Annotated in this window: 13 protein-coding genes; 10 read left to right on the top strand and 3 right to left on the bottom strand. The window is 54.7% G+C overall.

Annotated elements, in window-relative coordinates; all coding sequences use genetic code 11:
* The first annotated feature begins 2 nt into the window (after positions 1-2).
* Genes VHB22_RS06345 through otsB form a run of 4 tightly spaced genes read left to right on the top strand, consistent with a single transcriptional unit; the run spans position 3 to position 4,212 of the window.
* Positions 3-1,481 (top strand): alpha,alpha-trehalose-phosphate synthase (UDP-forming), encoded by a 1,479-nt coding sequence (locus VHB22_RS06345; RefSeq protein WP_325456109.1) that lies wholly within the window; start codon positions 3-5, stop codon positions 1,479-1,481.
* Complete coding sequence (locus tag VHB22_RS06340; RefSeq protein ID WP_325456108.1) at positions 1,481-2,284, top strand: ROK family protein; 804 nt, start codon at positions 1,481-1,483, stop codon at positions 2,282-2,284. The genes VHB22_RS06345 and VHB22_RS06340 overlap by 1 nt, the downstream gene beginning before the upstream one ends.
* Positions 2,281-3,381, top strand: coding sequence for a carbohydrate kinase family protein (locus VHB22_RS06335; protein WP_325456107.1), 1,101 nt, complete (start codon positions 2,281-2,283; stop codon positions 3,379-3,381). Before VHB22_RS06340 ends, VHB22_RS06335 begins: the two co-directional genes overlap by 4 nt.
* A gap of 15 nt (positions 3,382-3,396) precedes the next feature.
* Positions 3,397-4,212 (top strand): trehalose-phosphatase, encoded by an 816-nt coding sequence (otsB, locus tag VHB22_RS06330; RefSeq protein WP_325456106.1) that lies wholly within the window; start codon positions 3,397-3,399, stop codon positions 4,210-4,212.
* Between the two features lie 29 nt (positions 4,213-4,241).
* Here the strand turns inward: otsB and VHB22_RS06325 are convergent, their stop codons facing one another.
* From VHB22_RS06325 to VHB22_RS06315, 3 genes are read right to left on the bottom strand one after another with little or no spacing between them, the layout of a single operon-like run.
* Positions 4,242-5,246, bottom strand: coding sequence for an HlyD family efflux transporter periplasmic adaptor subunit (locus VHB22_RS06325; RefSeq protein ID WP_325456105.1), 1,005 nt, complete (start codon positions 5,244-5,246; stop codon positions 4,242-4,244).
* Positions 5,212-7,014 carry a type I secretion system permease/ATPase gene (locus VHB22_RS06320; protein ID WP_325456104.1) on the bottom strand — a complete coding sequence of 601 codons (1,803 nt, stop codon included), beginning with the start codon at positions 7,012-7,014 and terminating at the stop codon, positions 5,212-5,214. The genes VHB22_RS06325 and VHB22_RS06320 overlap by 35 nt, the downstream gene beginning before the upstream one ends.
* The gene (locus VHB22_RS06315) at positions 7,011-8,849 is read right to left on the bottom strand and encodes a hypothetical protein (protein ID WP_325456103.1); all 1,839 of its coding nucleotides are present in this window, start codon (positions 8,847-8,849) and stop codon (positions 7,011-7,013) included. Before VHB22_RS06315 ends, VHB22_RS06320 begins: the two co-directional genes overlap by 4 nt.
* Positions 8,850-10,107: 1,258 nt before the next feature.
* Here VHB22_RS06315 and VHB22_RS06310 point away from each other — a divergent pair.
* From VHB22_RS06310 to VHB22_RS06285, 6 genes are all read left to right on the top strand, one after another.
* Positions 10,108-11,556: an exopolysaccharide biosynthesis polyprenyl glycosylphosphotransferase gene (locus VHB22_RS06310; RefSeq protein WP_325456102.1), complete on the top strand. Its 1,449-nt coding sequence runs from the start codon at positions 10,108-10,110 to the stop codon at positions 11,554-11,556.
* 279 nt (positions 11,557-11,835) lie between these two features.
* On the top strand, positions 11,836-12,612 hold the full coding sequence (locus tag VHB22_RS06305) for a WecB/TagA/CpsF family glycosyltransferase (RefSeq protein ID WP_325456101.1): 777 nt from the start codon (positions 11,836-11,838) through the stop codon (positions 12,610-12,612).
* A 287-nt stretch (positions 12,613-12,899) separates the two neighbouring features.
* Positions 12,900-13,943 carry an NAD(P)-dependent oxidoreductase gene (locus tag VHB22_RS06300; protein ID WP_325456100.1) on the top strand — a complete coding sequence of 348 codons (1,044 nt, stop codon included), beginning with the start codon at positions 12,900-12,902 and terminating at the stop codon, positions 13,941-13,943.
* A gap of 573 nt (positions 13,944-14,516) precedes the next feature.
* Positions 14,517-15,008 (top strand): response regulator transcription factor, encoded by a 492-nt coding sequence (locus VHB22_RS06295; RefSeq protein ID WP_325456099.1) that lies wholly within the window; start codon positions 14,517-14,519, stop codon positions 15,006-15,008.
* Positions 15,009-15,068: 60 nt separating this feature from the next.
* The gene (locus VHB22_RS06290) at positions 15,069-16,463 is read left to right on the top strand and encodes an O-antigen ligase family protein (RefSeq protein WP_325456098.1); all 1,395 of its coding nucleotides are present in this window, start codon (positions 15,069-15,071) and stop codon (positions 16,461-16,463) included.
* A gap of 571 nt (positions 16,464-17,034) precedes the next feature.
* Positions 17,035-18,552, top strand: a complete 1,518-nt coding sequence (locus tag VHB22_RS06285) for a polysaccharide biosynthesis/export family protein (RefSeq protein WP_325456097.1) — start codon at positions 17,035-17,037, stop codon at positions 18,550-18,552.
* Positions 18,553-18,623 lie beyond the last annotated feature (71 nt).

Raw genomic sequence — 18,623 nt, 5'->3', positions numbered from 1 at the left:
AGATGAAAGGACAGTTTCTTTTGACCCGCCTTGTCATGATTTCCAACCGCGTCATTGATTTCGGCGCCGCGACCCAGGCAGGAGGCGTAACAGTTGCAATTTTCGATACCCTGGCGCGGCATAAGGGCTTTTGGTTCGGTTGGAATGGGCAGATCGACGAAACCGAAAGCCCTGAAACATCGCTCGTCAGCAACGACGGTCACACAACCGCAACATTGCCGCTGACGGCGGCGGACTATAACGATTACTACCTCGGCTATTCCAATTCCGTTCTATGGCCGGTCTTCCATAACCGTCTCGATCTCGCGCAGTTTGAGGCCGGATATTATGCACGGTACGTAGCCGTAAATCAAAAATTTGCCGCGCACCTCGCGCCTCTGATCGAACCCGACGACATCCTTTGGGTTCACGACTATCATCTTTTTCCACTTGCATTGGAGCTGCGAAAACTCGGCATTCAAAATCCAATTGGCTTTTTCCTCCACATTCCCGTCGGACCAGCTCAAGCCCTACTCGCAATTCCCGAACATCGCGAACTTGCCCGCGCACTCAGCGCCTATGACCTCGTCGGACTTCAAACGCACCGTGACGTGAGGAACCTTATAGACTTCCTGCAGCAGAGTGTTTTCGGACGACTTCTGCCTTCGGGCCGCATTCGGGCACTCGATTCCGAATTGGATGTCGGATGCTTCCCCGTCGGAATAAATCCGGCCGACTTTGCTGGCTCTCCGATCGTGCGCGAAAAAGAAAGTCCCGAGATAGACCGCATCATCGGCATCGACCGCCTGGACTACACGAAGGGCCTACCGCAAAAATTCCGCGCCTATGGCAAATTCCTGGAAGACTTTCCGGAGCACCGGCGGCGCATTGTGCTTTCGCAGTTCGCACCTCCGACTCGCGAAAGCGTCGAAGCATATGCCGACATCCGAGCCGAGTTGGAATCTCTCTCAGGCGCCATCAATGGCCGATACGGCGAGCTCGACTGGGTTCCGATCAACTACATCCACCGGCCGATGCCGCGGCAGGAATTGCGCGATGTGTATCGATCATCACGCATCTGCTGGGTGACGCCGTTGATGGACGGGATGAACTTGGTCTCGAAAGAGTACATTGCCTCGCAAGATCCCACCGATCCCGGCGTACTTATTTTGTCAAAATTCGCGGGGTCCGCATCGCAGCTTGAAAATGCGGTGCTCGTCAATCCGTACGACGTCAACGATATGGTACAGAGCCTGCATATCGCATTGAAAATGCCGCTCGACGAACGGATCGAACGTCACGAAAAACTTGCACGCATCGTGCGCGAAAGCGATTGCGGAAAGTGGGCCAAGACTTACTTTTCCGCGCTTGTGAAAGCCGGCAAACGGCGTTTGCACAGATCGCAGCCCCCGGCGAGGGTCGCAGATGCGATGCGGCGCCTGGCGGCCGCTCCTAAAAAAAAGGCGGACACTAAACCGATCGTAGCGCATGTGGGGGGTTAATGCCCGCAACTATCGACAGCGAGCGCACCCTCCAACGGGAGCGCAAAGCCGGTAACCCCAACGTTTTGTCGGTAGATATTGGCGGCACGTTGATCAAGGCTGCGGTTGTCGATGAGACAGGTTCGCTGGTTTCCGAATTCGTGACAACGCCGACACCGCGCCCGGCAACGCCGGAAGCCGTCATCGCACTCATTACGCGCATTGCCGAACCGTTGCCTGAGTTCGGATGCATATCGGTCGGATTTCCAGGCGTCGTCGATCACGATTGCATCTCGACGGCGCCCAACCTCGGAACGCAGCACTGGAAAAATTTCGATCTGGAAGGCGCGCTTCACGGCACGTTTGGCACACCTGTGCGAATTCTCAATGATGCTATCGTCTATGGATTAGGAGTCGCAAAGGGACCAGGTCGCGAATGTGTCCTGACATTTGGCACAGGAATGGGCTGCGCCCTTTTCATTGACGGCGTAACGTTCTTCGGCCTCGAACTTGGCCAACACTACGCATGCGATGACTGCAGCTACGATCAATACGTCGGGCATGCCGCCTACCTCGAAATTGGCCTCGAAGCCTGGAACAAACGCGCCGAACGCGTCATATCGGCGGTGCATGCATTGACGAACAGCGACCGGGTCTACCTTGGCGGCGGCAATTCACGGCGCATCACCTTTGCTCTCCCGTCTTGGGCGGCAGTCGTTGCACCATCATCGGGCGTCGCCGGCGGTGCCCGTCTCTGGCATCCGGACCTCGATCGTTGGTTTACCGCCAGACAAACGACGATCCCATCGCAGGCCCGGAGATGAACGTCCTTACGATCGGAGGCGCGATGGTCGACACAATCGTCACCATCGCAAGCGATAAAATTGAGCAGATGAAAATGCTCAATGCCGAGAGTTCTTACCTGCTGCTTGAAGCGGGATTGAAGACAGAAGCCGAACAGATTGCGACGAGCACGGGCGGGGGAGCCGTAAATGCTGCCGTCGCCGCAGCGCGCCTCGGAAATGCAACATCGACGGTCGTCAAACTCGGCAAAGATGCAAAAGCACGAACCATCCTTGACCGACTTACCGGGGAAGGGGTCGATCTCCGCTGGGTTGCGATGGACGAAGAAGAACCGACAGGCGCATCAGTTATCATTTCTTCGCATGATCGTAACGCCGCTGTATTCACTTATCGCGGAGCCAACACGCGCCTTGGGCCCGACGATTTGCCGGCTGTGGCCTTCGAAGGCAAGGATCTCGTCTACGTTGCAAATCTCAGCAACCAATCGGCCGACTGCTACCCTCTGATCGTGGAACGTGCAAAGGCCGCGAAGGCAGAGTTAGCGGTCAATCCCGGCGTGCGTCAGCTTACCGCGCGCTACGACGATTTCTGGGCGAGCCTCAAACACATTGATATTCTGTGCGTCAATCGCTCAGAAGCTCAAGCACTGATGCCACGTCTCTTACAATCATTCGGAGAAGGCGGAGCACCTCTGTCGGTCAGAAGCGGCGAGCCTATTCCACCGCTCGCCAAGCGCGGGCTTCGCAACGGCGGTTATGAAATGAGCCTCGTGAAGTTCTTGGGCGCTCTCATTGAAGTCGGCGTCGGCGTCGTCGTTTTAACCGACGGCGCTAATGGTGCGTTCATAGCCAAGGGCCAAGATCTCTATTTCCGCGAAGCATCGCATGTGGTAGCCGCGGCCACGACAGGAGCAGGAGATGCGTTTTCGGCAACGTTCGCGTGCTATCAGACGAAAACGAAAGACATAGGCAGAGCTTTAAGCGCTGCTGTCCTGAACGCGGCGAGTGTCGTCAAATTCGTCGATACCCAGTCCGGATTACTCACCCATGCGGGATTGGAAAAGGAATTGGAAAATGCAGCTGCGCAACCGCAGTCGCTTTACAACTGGTCGATCTAGGAGCCGCTCGACGCAATGCAGCAGTTGAAGAAGAACGAAATTTTTCACGGAACGGAACGCGTCCGGCGAGAGTGCGCTATCGAACTTCGAAGTAAGGTCGAACAACTCGTTGCTGAAAAAAAACCGATCGCCCTTTTTCTGGACATAGACGGCACGCTTCTCGATGTCGCCCTAACGCCATCGGCCGTTCACGTACCGCCCAACCTTGCGGAACTGCTCGGAGCGCTATCGGAACATCTCGCCGGAGCGCTGGCAATCATCACCGGACGCCCGATCGCTGAAGCCGATCATCTGCTCAAACCGCTGAAGTTTGCTGCCGCAGGCGTGCACGGCGCCGAAATGCGGGTATCTCCCGCCGGCAGCGTGGAACGGCTCACGCCCGCGTTGGAGCCGGGGCTTCACGACGATCTCAAATCGATCGCCGCTGACCTTCCCGGTATCGTCATGGAAGATAAGGGAGCCGGAATCGCGATGCACTATCGCGTCGTGCCAGAGTTGCGCGATTCTCTCTTGGCAACGCTTGAAGCGCTCGTTCCCAAGTACCCAAGCCACTTCACATTATGTGAAGGACGAAAGGTTGTGGAGATCCTGCCGGTGGGATTCACGAAAGGGCAGGCGCTTCGCAACTTCGCCGCGCTTCCGACTTTCGCCAACCGTATTCCCGTCATGATAGGCGATGACATCGCCGATATGGAAGCCTTCCGCGCCGCTGAATCCCTCGGCGGTTGCGGAATGAAAGTTGCGGGCGAAAACTTCACCAAAGCCGAAGCCTCGTTCAGCGGCCCTGCCGACGTTCTGAATTGGCTGAGACGTCTGCCGGTCGATCAATGACGACGCGGCCTCGATACTATCTCGTGGCGCTACTCTTCTCGGAAAGCCCTAGCAATCTGATCCCGCAGCGGTTTGATAAGGTAGCTGATCGGCGAACGCGCGCCCGTCTGGATCATGACTTGAGCCGGCATCCCGGGCTGCAACTGAACACCCTCTAATCGTTCGAGCTGATGCTCCCCAAAGGCGATACGCGCCTCATAATAAGGTCCGCCATTGCGCGGATCCTCCTGCTGGACGCTGTCTTGAGAAACAAAAACGACCTTTCCTTTTAGCTCCGGCGTAACGCGTTGATTGAGTCCGGTCAGGCGAATGACCACCGGCTGTCCACGGTGAACCTGTTCAATATCTTTGGGATCCAGCTTTGCATCGAGAACGAGCCGATCACCCGTCGGCACGATCCGCATCAGCTCTTTGCCCGGAGCTATAACGCCACCGACCGTATGAACCGAAAGGTTCATCACCTGTCCGGAAACCGGCGCTTTGATAATCAATCGCTTGACACGTTCCGCCGCCCTCACCTTCTGCGATTCAAGCCGCCCGACATCGCCCGACAAGGCCGATGCGTCCCGTTGAATGCTAAGGATTCTTGTACGTGGCACGAGACCTTTCTGATAAAGGCCGTTGAGCGACGCGAGTTCCCTCTTGTCGAGGTCGAGCTGGTTTTTCTTCGCCTGCAGCTCCGCTTCCGTGCCCTTCAAATCCTCAGCGATATCTCTCCCATCAAGTCGTATCAGCCGCTGACCCGCAGAGACGAAATCTCCCTCCTTGACGTAGATCTCGGCCACAAGGCCGCCGTCCAAGTGCTGGACGGCATTGGTCGCAGTCTGGCCCGCAATGGTCGCTTGCGCGACGACAGCGCCATGGATCGACGCGACGACGCCCCACCCACCGAAGCCCCCGATGAGCAACGCTATAAGTATCCACGCCTTGCCGAGCTGTCGCGTGATCTGCTGATCGGGAAATGCCGGAGCCGGGGCCGGCAAAATACCCGGCGCGCCGTCAGGCGTTATAAGCCGAAGGGACGTTTTGGCCATTTTGCTCACTCACGTCGTAGTTGAGAACTTCCCGCAGGACCTGATCGCGCGGACCGAAGCCGATCTGTCGGCCATCCCGCATGACAAGGAGCTGATCGACAGCGCCGATGACGCTGGGACGATGCGCGATCACCACGACGGTTCGTCCATCCCTGCGCAGCTGCATGATCGATCGGCAAAGCGCCTGCTCGCCCTCAAGGTCGAGATTGGCGTTCGGTTCATCGAGTACGATCAGCCGCGGATCTCCGTAGAGTGCACGCGCGAGAGCAATCCGCTGTCGCTGCCCACCCGACAAAACTGCTCCGCCTTCACCAACCCTAGTCGCATAACCGTCGGGAAGGCGCAGGATGAGTTCGTGAACATTCGCCCGCATCGCCGCAGTGAGAATGCCCCTTTCGGTACATCTCGGATCGAAACGCGAGATGTTTTCGGCGACCGTGCCATCGAACAGTTCGATATCTTGTGGCAGATAGCCGATATGCCGCCCGAATTGCTCGGCGTCCCAGTGATCGAGCGAAGCTCCGTCGAGCCTTACCTCTCCTTGTCTGATTGGCCAGACGCCAACAAGCACGCGCGCCAAGGTCGATTTTCCGGATGCACTCGGCCCAACGACCGCAATCGCCTGCCCCGGCTGCAAACTGAAATTGAGATTCTTGAGAATGATCTCCGTCGAGCCAAGCGGCGAAGCGTAAACACCCGACAGGCTCAGATGTCCCCGAGGGTTCGGTAACATAATACGCCCCGATTTCGTGCCTTCCTGTTTGAGCTGTTGCTCGATTCGCGGAATGGCCTGCCTAACGGAAAGAATACTCCGCCACTGGCTGGTCAATTGCTCGATCGGAGACAGCGCACGCGACATGATGATAGATGCCGCCACCATCACGCCCGGCGTGACTTCGTGCAAAATCGCAAGATACGCACCCGCTGCGAGAATGAACGACTGAAGAAAAAGACGAAAGATCTTAGTAGTCACCACAAGTGCAATCGAAGCCTGCGTGGCACCAAGCTGCGCTGCGAGCGATTTGCGATGCTGCTGAAGCCAGCGGCGGCTATAATCCTCTGCCATACCCATCGCATGCAGCGTCTCGGCATTGCGGCGGCCGGCTTCCGCAAGATCTAGCGTTTTCAACGAAAGCTTTGCGGCTTCGGCGACGGGTCGCCGAGTCATGAACTCATTGAGCGCGGAGAGTATCACCAGCAGCAGAGCACCGCCAAGTGCCACGAAGCCGAGCACATAATGGAACAGGAAGATGATCGCGAAATAGAATGGTGCCCACGGCGCATCGAATGCCGCCGGCAAAATGCCACCGCCCGCGAAATGACGTATCTGTTCGAGATCCCTTAACGCCTGTGTCTGACTGCTGCCGGAAACGGCAGATTTGACTTTCAGCACGCTGTCGAAAAGTGCTTTGCCGAGCAGCCGGTCGATACGAAGACCAATAAGGGTCAGGATACGTGATCTAATCAGCTCTAGAAGGCCCATAAACGTGAAGAGGCCGGTCACAAGCAGCACCAACGCGACAAGCGTTTCCATGCTGCCGCTCGAAAGCACCCGGTCGTAGACCTGGAGCATGAAGAGAGGACCGGTCAGCATCAACAGGTTGGTGACAAAGCTGATGGCGAAGACACCCCACAGCGCCCCACGGCAGGCGCGAAACGCGCCTGCCACGGTCGGAGCTTCTGAGGTCTCTGCCGCAAGCGGCGGAGGCGTCGAAAACCTTTCGACGACGCGCGGCGCTTGCAACAGTTGGGCGAAATGTGCCGTCATCCGATCAAGCTATCGTGGTGGCTGTGGTCGGATACGTTCCAATGGAACTGTTGGTGCCCAAAATGAGCATCGACAGTCGCCAGCGCTGGCTGACCAAACGAAGAAACGTGCGAAATCGAGCCATGGCTAGATTGCGACGACAGAGCAAGTTCTTGAAGTTCCGTCAAATGCGTATCGCTGGTTCCGGTTGCAGGCGTGAATGCGTGACTGCTTCCCGATGAGTGGAGATTCGCCATTAGCTTCTGGATGCCATGCGCGAGATCAGTCGGTTGCAGGCCATGTTGTTTGACGTTGTACGTGCTGTTATCACCCGAAAACGTAACCTGCTCGACGTTTTTGATCGTCGTCGCATCACCTGCTGCGTTCGTGAGCTTCGTCGCGCCGTGGGAGTTCTGGACCTTGTAATCCTGGAACTGCCCATCAATGACCAGCCTGTCCGTCCCGCTGCCTCCATCTATGGTTGCACCGACGGAATTGGTAAAGACATCCCGGCCAGAGCCACCAAACATGAAATCACGGCCGCCGCCTCCGGACATCGTATCGTTGCCAGAGCCGCCAAAGATCCAGTCGTTTCCGGCGCCACCATGGAGATGGTCGTTTCCGCCTTGTCCGTGCATGAAATCGTTACCGGAACTGCCTGAAATGGTATTGGCGTATTTGTTGCCGAGATAATGATGCGCCGCGGACGAAGTCGAACCGCTCGTTGTGCCGCCGGTTGATCCATCTGGTGCGCTGCCAGTGTGGGTCGGAGAAGTCGTACCGCTTCCCGTCGTCGTACCACCTGAGCTCCCGTTATCGCTTGCGACAGCTCCGCCGGTCGTCGTGCCGCCTGAAGTGCCGCCAGTACGATGCGTATCGTTGTTCGTGGGAGCTGCGGTCGTTCCGCCCGTACTACCGGTACCGTTTGCGACCGTACCGTCCGACGTCGCGTTACCCGAAGTACTTCCAGACGATGCGGAGCCAGATGAGGCCGGCGAGGTAGTGCCGCCGGTGCCACCCGACGCGGTAGCCGCGCCAGCCGATTTTAGGATTTCAAGAAGCGGAGTGATCGCACCGAGGTCGTGCTGCCAAAGAGCATTCGATTGCGCATCGGTGAGCGCGTTTTCCTGAGCGAGAATATTGGTGGTTCCCCCAGCAACATCTACTACGAAGGCGCCGTAGTTTTGCAGGGCATGAAAAATCTCCTGGCCGATGGGAGAAAGCCCAGCCGGCATGACAACATCCTTTGGAATGGCCAAGTGCTGTCCTTCTTGGAAAAGCCCACTTGATGAGCTTCCGTCTCCGGAAATCGCCTGACCAATATGGCCGGCCTTCGCAAGCGAAAATTCGACCTGCAATGCCAGCGCATGATTGATCGTACCGGCGTTAATATCGGCTGCCGTCACCAGACCGGCGAGCTGGTTTGACCCCGCCGCACTTATACCGGCGCTCAGGAATGGGCTGCTTGAACCCCAACCGGTGCCGGTTACGATATCAGCCTTACCCATGGCTTCGGCAGTAGCTGTAGTCGCGCTGGTCCGATCGAATTGCCAGAAGTTATATGCTGTGGTGCCATCGACGATCACAATCGAATGATCTGGATTGTCGGCTGTTCCGGTGGCGCCAGCAGGAATATGCACGTTTACGGTTCCGCCGGGATATCCCCATCCCGCGGGAACTTTAACGGCGACCACGGGATCGGTAGGCTTCGCCGTATAGTACGCTTCCGGCGCAACGCTGTAATTATAGCCGGTAAAGGCAGGCCACTTGATGTCGCTATAAGTCGCCGAATCCCCAATCGGGGTATTCCAAGATGACGACGACGAAAACGGCACTGTGTAGGCTGTAGTCGGCATATCGAGTTCCTTTGCTTCTAACGGGTGTCAGATGAGATCGCGAGCCCACAAGAAAAATCCTCGTTCAAGATCTCTGATCTCCCGTTGACCGATCGCTTTGGCACATCGGCGTTCGCGGTCAGCCGACCACACAACGCAATTGATCTACTCAAAGACTATCGCTTCGGGTAACGCGGTTTCAGAATCTGAAAATGAGGAATGTTACCTTCGGTCGTTGCATCGACCGACGGCAGATCGCATCGCTTGAGCCACGCACATTACTGACACTCCAGGTCGAGAGGCGACGTACCGCAATGCATCGCCAATCACGATCTCCCCGCGGGGATATTGGACCCGCCAAACTGACGAGAATGGGGCATCGATGCGGCTATTTACGTGAAATAGACCCGCATAAATCACATGCTCGCGATATGCTCAGCATGCAGCGTAGGTTCCTATTTCTTTATACTGACTATCCGCAATGCCCATAATTCCCAAGCGTGATGAAGGACTAAGGGAAAAAAATTGGAGAGAAGCACCGGCCTCCAATGGACGTGGCAACCGCTGTTTTCTCTATCCGAATGCCGTGCGCCCACATGCCCCGCGGCATTTTATTTCGACGAAACACACTGCTCACCGCGATCGAAGGCCGGGCACTGATGAGTGCCAAAAGATTTCCGCGCGAAGTGCCGACACGTATCTTCGAGTGCACGGACTTGGTCTTTGTCCGTTGGCGACAACAGAGCTTCACAGCGCTAGCGGCGCCGTTGGTTGCGAAATTCGCTGCCGAGTTCTCACCGATAACGGGGATGCCCGAAATTGCAGCTTGCTTGTGAGACCCTCGCCGTCCACGAGCGACGGATTTGCTGCAAGCTGCGGTCGAGCTTTACATCGCGACTGCGGTGGCCCGCTGGCTATCGTCCAAGCATGCCATTGGCGAACCGCGCTGCAACCGTCTTGTTACGGAAGACAATCGAGCGATGACACCAAGAATAGCGCAATCCGTGGTATAGCAAGCAATTTTCTCACCCCCCAGGAGTTGACTTCGTAAACGACGATATACGCCTTTTTACTACGTTCCCCATTCACTCATATCATTTAGTTTTGCATGCGCGCCGACAGACTTCACTTCGAGCGCCGAGGTCGAACCCGAATGCATTAAGCATCTAATCTTATCTCGTATTGAAATAATACAATGTAAAAGTATAATTATACGAATTCGTCATCAAGAATTGCGGCGAGGCCGCCCTTCGTAGCGGCATAGCGGAGGTCGATAGTCGTGACTCAGACTATCGTTAGCAGTACACGTTCATTAGCAAAGCTCAACAAACCTGCGGCAAGGTCTATGCCACCCAAAGTCGCGGTTTTTTGCCTATTGCTATTCGAATTGGCGACAACATTCGGCGCCGCTTGGCTCGCGGCAACCGTCTGCGTACATTTCCTTGGAACTCAGACACACGTCGCAAGCATGTACGACATTGGCATCGCCCTTCTAGGCGCGGTGACTGCGTCTGCTAGTACCTATGCAGCGGGCCTCTACTCTACAGAAGTTCCAAAAATCTCGCGACTGATACCCCGCTTAATGGCTGCTCATGTTTTTGCGTTCTGCGCACTAGTAGTAATTTTATTCATTGCCGGAGGCATAAAATTCATTCCCAGCCGCAGCTTTTTGACCCTATGGATGTTTTTTTCTATTTGCGGAGTCGCATTTTGGCGAATGACATTTCGTCTCTGCGTGAACTCGCTGATGGAAAGAGGGCTGGCAAGCAGACGAAGCGTCATATTCGGCACTCGGGAATCGATCGACGCACTTGATCAGAGCTTTTGGGACTACGAAGCAGATGCGATCGTAAGTTATCATCTCGCCGAAGCCGCCGATCCCGAAGATGTCAAACGAAAGGCATTGGATCTGATAAAGCTGGGCCGCCACGGCGGATACAGCAAAATAATATTGATAACCAGAATTGAAGATCAGACTCTGTTCTTGCGTAGCATTCGAAGGCTGGCTGCGCTTCCGGTCGACATCATCGTGATCCCGATCATGCCCGAGCTTCAGAAACTTGAGGCATCCAAATTTAAATTCATCGAATTCCGAGGCCTTTCTGCGATAGAGGTTCAGCGCGCACCGCTTTCCGCTCGCCAACGTCTTCTAAAGAACGCATTTGATCGCGTTCTTTCAGGCATCGCCCTGTTACTCCTTAGTCCCGTCTTCCTCGTTATCGCGGCAGCCATCGCAATAGATAGCCGAGGACCAATCTTTTTCCGACAGCGCCGGACGGGATACAACAATGAAATTTTCCGGATTTGGAAATTTCGGACAATGACCGTCCTTGAGGACGGTCCCGATGTGGTCCAAGCCATTCGCAATGATAGTCGGGTTACACGCGTCGGAAAATTTTTAAGGTCTTCAAGCCTGGACGAACTCCCGCAGCTAATAAATGTCTTAGCAGGCGATATGAGCCTCGTCGGGCCGCGCCCGCACGCTCTTATTCATGACGAGATCTATGCGAAGATGCTGGACGATTACGAAATCCGCCATCGCGTCAAACCGGGAATTACCGGACTCGCACAAGTCAACGGCTATCGTGGCGAGACAAAGGATCCGCACCAGCTCATGATGCGCTCGCAGCTCGATAATGAGTACACTCGAAACTGGTCTTTATTGGGCGACATAAAAATTCTAATTCGGACGCTTGGCGTCTGGGCAACACAAAATAACGCCTACTAATCACGCGGCGTTGCGCCTCAAATAGATGCAGCATGTCGAATTAAATAAATGGCGCAATGCCCCATATTAAATACCCGACGAAACAGAAACCATCCGGATGAATCCGCGAAAAATGCTTTGACAATAAGCACTCGCCCACTCGACGCTTTGATTTACATCCAAAGAGATATTATCGAACACTTTTTTAGTAGCATCTCAGACGAAAGCGGTAAGCGCAAACCCGCGCCGGTCAAGTTATAAATTCTGAAGTAATAGCGGGATACAGTAGACGCAGTCATTATGACAAATGCGGTTGCAGCGTGGTGCGCGTCCGTAGGCGGTTGGACAGTAAATCTTCCAGACCAAAAAGCCGCCTTAGAGGCAATTGAAACATCAGCAGAATCCGGAGCGGGGTTTAGCGTTTTCACACTCAATCTCGATCACTTGGTTAAACTCCGGACGAACGCGTCATTTCGTGAGGCCTACCGAAACGCCACGTTTGTCACCGCAGACGGCGCACCAGTCGCACGCATTATTAGATTTCGATACCCCAATTTTACTCGGACAACTGGAGCCGACCTGGTTTTACCTCTCGCCGCAATGTGCGCGAACGCAAACTTTCCGATTTTTCTGTTTGGCACTTCACCGTCCGTTCTGGCGAGTGCTGGCGAGCGCTTATCAAATCATACAAACGGCGAACTCAAAATCGTCGGACGCATGTCCCCCCCACAAGATTTCGATCCTCTGGGAAAAGCCGCTGACGAAGCAATTGAGCAGATCAAGAGCTCAGGAGCGCGGATATGCTTCGTCGCGCTCGGCGCGCCGAAACAAGAAATTTTTGCAGCCCGCGCCGTCTCTCAGGGGGTCAACGCCGGATTCATCTGCATTGGTGCGGGATTGGACTTCCTAGCTAGCGCCCAAATCCGGGCTCCTAAGTCGTTTCAGAAAATGGGCATTGAGTGGCTTTGGCGACTAGGCAGTAATCCGAAACGCTTTGCATTCCGCTACTTCCAGTGCGCGTTGTTGCTCGTACGCCTTATGTTTACTGAACGCATTCTCAGGGTTTCTGAAAGCTAGCATTCTTCCGACATGGAATTACTCGAGCGTACGAGTTTTAGATATCAAAAGAGCAAGAAACTAACGCTGTCGGAATCGAAAAAGCGGCGGTGAGAGATGAAGTTTTTTGAACCAATTTCTTGGGTTGGACATCGTCGGCGGCGGCACAATGTAAACAGCCACATTAACTGCTACCCACCACGACAGAGCTTCCGATCAATATTTTTTGTCGCGGACTTAGAGATCATCCGGCTGGCGCAGAATATGCAATACGTCGCCCAGTTCGCATTCCGAAGGAAAGACTCACCATGAAACTGCTCGTTACGGGGCACCTAGGCTATATTGGCACGGTCATGACGCCAGCGCTGGTTGCTGCCGGGCATGAAGTGACTGGATGTGACAGCAATCTTTATGAACGCTGCACATTTGCTTCAGGTGGCAAAATTATCGATGTTCCCCACATTCGCAAAGACGTTCGGGATCTATCTCAGGAGGACTTAAAAGGCTGTGAAGCGATTATTCACCTAGCGGCACTCTCAAACGACCCGCTAGGTAACCTCAATCCCGACCTGACGTATGCGATCAATTATAGAGCAAGCGTGCGGCTCGCAGAACTCGCGAAGAAAGCCGGCGTCCAGCGATTTATCTTCGCGTCGTCATGCAGCAACTACGGGATGGCCGACGATAAGCTGATGGACGAGACCGGCGAGCTCAATCCGGTTACGCCCTACGGCGAATCTAAGGTCTTCGCCGAACGAGATATCTCACGCCTCACCGACGAAAACTTCTGCCCGGTATTCATGCGACCTGCTACGGCTTATGGCGTGTCTCCTCGTATGCGCTTTGACATCGTTCTCAATAACCTCGTCGCATGGGCCGTTACCACTCAGCTCATTTACCTGAAATCGGACGGATCGCCCTGGCGGCCAATCGTACACATCGAAGATATTTCCCGCGCATTTATCGCGGCTCTTTCGGCTCCACGGGAAAATGTCGCTGGCCAGGCATTCAATGTCGGCAGCACGGACGAAAATTATCGGATCAGCGAGATCGCAAATATCGTCGCCGAAACCGTTCCGGGCTGCCGAGTCGAATATGCGGCCGACGCAGGCCCTGACAAGCGCTGCTACCGCGTGGATTTCAGCAAAATCTCCCGCCTCATGCCCGCGTTCAAACCCCAATGGACGGCACGCAAAGGCGCCGCGCAAATATATGAAGCCTATAGGAATTCCGGTTTAACCCTCGAAGAATTCGAAGGTCCCCATTATCAGCGCATCAGTCACATCAAAAAGCTGCTGGCAGATCAAATCCTGGACTACAACCTCCGCCACACAGATAGCGTTGGGGCGTAAGCATTCCAGCCATCGGCCGCCAGATCGGCGCGACGCCAAGTTGTTGGAAAGCAGCTCGATATCGTGCCGGTCATTTCGCTCGATGGGCGGACACAATTTGCCGCTTTTGTTTGGCGGGGCGATTTCTATGCAATTTCCATTCGCGTCAGTCCTCGCCGTAATGAGAACGACTTACCGATACAATTATTAACCAGTCCGCTAGCTTTTGATACAAATTTGAATTATCCTCCTTTCGCATATCGTCTCCACATCATAGTGTGGAAATGTAGGTCGGGCAGTCCAATTGGCGTAAAATTTGAGTAAATCGTATTTGTGTGAGTAACCATCGTGACTATCGAGCACGGGGACATAGTACACCCTTCTCCTGAGCCGGCGGCGCATTCTCCGTCTCCAGTTATTGAGCCAAGAGCCACTCGGCATCCCGGACGCGGTCGCCCTATTGTTCTGATCGAAAAGCGTGCACTCAATAGAGATTGCATCAGTAAAGCCCTTATTTCGGGATATGGGCTGAATGTGATTTCCGTCGGCGATATCGGTGATTGGGCAAAAATATCCCCGACGACCGCACCCGCGATGGTCTTACTATTTGTATCAGGACTATCGATCGAATCTCAAATTACTCGCACACTTGAGACACTTCCAAAATCGGATCCGCCGCCATTCATCGTTTTTTCCGACGACGAGAACATTGAACACATTGTGAGCGCGCTTGAACGCGGTGCACGCGGTTATATCGCGTCGACCACCCCTCTGGATGTCGTCGTCGAAGCAATCAGGTTGGTGATTGCAGGTGGAACGTTCGTACCGGCAAGTAGCATCATTGCCGCCCAGCGAACGACAGACGGGTTCAAAACCGCCAATAACCAGCTCACGGTGGAGGGCTTCACGCCGCGGCAGGCCGCGATAATCGAAAAGCTCAGAATAGGGAAGTCGAACAAGCTCATCGCATACGAACTCTCCATGTGCGAAAGCACAGTGAAAGTTCACGTGCGGAATATCATGAAAAAGCTCAATGCCAAAAATCGCACAGAGGTCGCTTTTCTGGCAAGTAGACTTAATCGCTAGACGCATCGGGCGCTCCATCCTGCGACGTTCGCCCATCAAAAACTCAAGTCCCGAATGCCAATGGCACGATCGAGATCACTCAGGCAGCAACCGGACGCTCCACCCGCGGCGCTCTATTATTTAATTCTGGCAATTTTCCTTTTCCGCTCGTCGCTCGATAATCTTCTTGAAAAATTGCAATTCAATGTAGGTTCGGGGCGCGGCATAACACTCGGCGCCGGCCTCAACCTGCTCATAATCGGCATCGCGCTTTTTTTGGTTTTAAAGCACGCGAACAGAATAAGCTGGCACAATCAGATATTTGGCATCGCTTTCCTCGCCTTTTGCGCAATAATGTCGCTCTCCTCGCCCGACCTCTTCGGCGCAACGCGACTTCTGCTCGTGCTCGTCTCGTACCAGTGCGCATTCATGCTGCCGTTTTTCTTCGTCCGATCGTTCAAAGACGCCAAGCCGTTTCTCGCTATCATTCTCTATTCGTCTTTTATCCCTTCCCTCGCGGCCATCGGACAAATTCTTGTCTACGCAAAAAGCGATCCTGATTTCCGCTTAGAATCGACGTTTACGCATCCGAACATCTTCGCGTTCTATCTGCTCGTCATCGGCGCCATCATCTGCTACCGCCTCGCCTCCCCCGATTTTCGGGATTCGGCATTCAAGCGCCTGCTATTAATCGGCTACAGCGCATTGCTGGGCATCTTCTTATTTTATACCAAAACACGCAGCGCCTGGTTCGGCGCTACGCTGCTGATCTTCGTGTATGCGCTTTTCGTCAATTGGCGCGCACTGCCAGTGCTGCTGGCATTGCCGGCTGTCGCTATTGCAACGCCAGAGATACGCCAGCGACTGCTCGACGCTACCGCGCCTGCCGAGTATATCGGCAACGGCGTAATCCTGAATTCCTACGAGTGGCGGCGCGAACTATGGCAGGATGCAATCACCTGGATTTGGCAGAGTCCCCTTTCCGGCCACGGCGGACTCGGAAGTTTCATCCAGAACTCGGCAAAATTCTTTACGCTCGAAACCAACGGCGTATTCGCGCATAGCGTGTTTATTCAACTTGCGTTCGAAGTCGGAATTATCGGGCCAATTCTATTTTGCGCCATATTTATCGCGATCTCCTTCAGCTTCTGGTCGTACTACAAGTATGAACGTCATACCGTGTTGATCGGAATAACATGCTGCATTTTCTATCTTGCCGTCGACTACTCGGATAACGTTTTGGATTATCTGGCGTTCAATTGGTACCTTTACATGTTGCTGGGCGTGCTCCTCGCTTCGCTCAGGGTCTACGACGAACTTCCTTATCGGCGTCATGTGGCCAGCAGCCATCATAGGCCGCTGAGATATCCAACGCGCATATCGACGGCCGACTGGAAAATTAGAAATTCGAAAGTTCTCGCCTTCGGCGCACCGCATGCGATGCTCACACACCAAGCGAGGCGCTCGCGTGGATAATAGCACCGGAGCAACCTACGCCTATTGGCGTATTCGATGTAACCATCGGACCTAATCCGGAAAACAAGAACTGTCATACCGTACAGCTTGCGAATACATCCGCCAAAGTCCATTCTCGCGCATAACTATCACTGCCGTTACAAGCAGCTGCGAGCTGCCGGTTTTGGTTATCTATTTCAGCGTTCTCGCGGGCGTTTTTATCGTGTCTATTCGGACGTATGAGAGCACGGAATTTGCAAGAAAGCGGCGCGTTGCGAACGGATATGTCGGCCTGTTTGCGACGTTCGGCTCGCAATATCAAATTGGGCATCGTGATTTAGCCCGCGCTCCGTGGACGCTAGATGTGCTTGGTGCGCACGCAAACGCGGATTTACTGATCCGCAATGACGATCGGACTGGTGCCGCAGAAAACGCTACAAAGCGATTATCGAGTAACGCGGCTCCGATCGGTATATCGAAAAGGAATGCGATGATCCGGAATGAACGGCGGATGCTCCGGTCAGACTGCAATGAAAGCACGTTCGCAATACGGCACACGGCATTCAACTAATGCCAATTTGGGAGAACTAAGATGCACGCAATCAGGTACGAGAACTCCGCTCGCGGAGTATCGGCGGGCCGATCTGATTCGCCGAAGCGTTTTTCTCAAGGAGCCGCTTCGAGCGACAACATCATCTCCAAAGGTCCAAGGGCACACGGCCTCATCGCATCGATCGCCCTGCTCATAGGTATGGGCTTGCCTATCGGGCCTGCAGCGGTCGCAGACTCTCCGGTACATGAATCACAGTCGACCGCGACAACAGATTCGTTGGGCGCCGCTCCCCTCTCGGACGCCGATCAGCAGGACGCGGACAGCAACGGCGTCGATCAGACATACTCCCTTGAAATCGGCGACCGAATAAAAGTGTCGGTATACGGCCGCGTCGACTTGTCCGGCCAGTATAGTGTCAACGAAATGGGAAAGATCCGCGTTCCGACGCTCGGCGCATTCGATGCTGCCGGCCAAAGCCCGATGACATTGGAGAGCCAAATCGGCGTCGCTGTAGAGAACACCACCCACCGCAAGGCCGATGTGACTGTCGATGTTATCGAACGGCGCCCGGTATTTGTCACTGGGCTCGTGGCCAAGCCGGGCTCCTATCCCTACATTCGGGATATGACCGTTATCCAGGCTATGGCGCTGGCAGGGGGAACCTCGTTGGCCGGCGGATCTTCCTATCTCCCGACCGAAGCTTTGCGTGAAATGGCGCGATTGCGCGCTTCCGACATAGAATATCGGCGACTGGTGGCGCGACAGGCTCGCCTTATCGCGGACCAGACAGGCCACAATCAAATTGATATGCCGCAACTGCTTGTCGAAGTAGCGGGACCTCTCGAAGCAACGCGGCTCATTGCTGATGAGCAGCGCTATTACGATAACCAACGCGAAAGTCGAAAGAACCAGATAAGCTCGCTTGAGGACTCGATTAAGCAGGCAAAGCTCGAGGTCGACTCCTATGTCAGAGAACAGGAAAGCATTGGCAAACAGCTCACGACGCGAAAGACGATGCTGGAAGCCATCCGCAGGCTCGCAAAATCAGGATTGACGACACAACAGCGCTTGACGGATTCGGAGATCCTAGTCGCGATGGTTGAAAGGGATCAGCGGGAGACGGCCGCAAATATTGCTCGTAGCCGGCAAAATGTCGCTCGCCTGCAGCGCGAACTCGCGGTTCTTACTCTCGATCGCCGGCAGGAGATTGATAAACAGCTACAGGCCGTCGACGACCAGCTCGCAAGCCTCGAAACGACAATACAGGGCTCATCGAAGATCATTCATCAGGTCGGCCTGACCGACGATACGATGTCCCGCGACGGGTCGCCCCATTATCGTTATGAGATCCTGCGCAAAAGCGTTGGCGGGAGCGGACTTGTGTCGATCAGCGGCGATGAGTCAACAAGGCTTCTGCCGGGCGATGTTGTTCGTGTTTCGGTTGGGCAGTCCAAGAAGAAGAGCAACAACCTCGACGTCGACAACAATGTCGTCAACAGCCCCAATCATATAACAACGATTTCCAGTCGGCTCGGCTCTTTCAATCTGAGAGATTAGGGCGCGTCTAGGCATTCCGATTATCGGGCGGCGCCATCGAATATGGTGCCGCCTTTTTTCATGCACGCGCT

Source organism: Hyphomicrobium sp. (assembly GCF_035548195.1).
In the GTDB taxonomy this organism is placed as follows: Bacteria; Pseudomonadota; Alphaproteobacteria; order Rhizobiales; family Hyphomicrobiaceae; genus Hyphomicrobium_B.
Note: the sequence above shows the minus strand (reverse complement) of the source record. Positions and strands in the feature narration are given on the sequence as shown.